Origin of the sequence: Halomicroarcula saliterrae, from assembly GCF_031624395.1 — an archaeon.
GTDB classification, from domain to species: Archaea; Halobacteriota; Halobacteria; order Halobacteriales; family Haloarculaceae; genus Haloarcula; species Haloarcula saliterrae.
Genome location: NZ_JAMQON010000020.1, coordinates 1 through 513 on the forward strand (window position 1 = coordinate 1; position 513 = coordinate 513).

Annotated in this window: 1 rRNA gene; it reads right to left on the reverse strand. The window is 59.8% G+C overall.

From position 1 onward, the window contains the following. Positions 1-385: 385 nt before the first annotated feature. Positions 386-513: ribosomal RNA gene (locus NDI56_RS21690) — 16S ribosomal RNA — on the reverse strand; the annotation flags it as partial.

The following is a 513-nucleotide window of genomic DNA, read 5'->3' on the forward strand; positions in this document are numbered from 1 at the left end:
TAGTAGCCAACGTCAATTGTGACTCGTTAAACTGAACGAGTCCAGTGGACGCCTGGATCGCACGTACACACGGTTTCATACTCGCCCCCAAGGTGGTAGATGGTGGGCAAGTCGACCCTTCCCAACCGCGGTTTGACCCGGGATGGTGCATCTGTCGTCGTATCACATCCGAGCGCCGTCCCACACTTAAGGGGCACGGTTCGGATGTGCTACGAAGTACGGACCCGTCGGGAGTTGCACCCGACGCCCCTGTGAGGGGGTCCAGCTCGGAGAGGTCTTGTGAGCCCAGCGGGCCCATGCAGTGTCGGATAGCTTCCGACTCGCGGTGACTTGTGGTCACCAGTCAATGTAGGTGGGTTAGGGCAAAGCCCTAATCCCGGTCAGTAGGAGGTGATCCAGCCGCAGATTCCTCTACGGCTACCTTGTTACGACTTAAGCCCCCTTGCGGAGCCCAGATTCGACCGTCGCATGACGGCCTCATCCGGACCCCACTCGGGTGCTTTGACGGGCGGT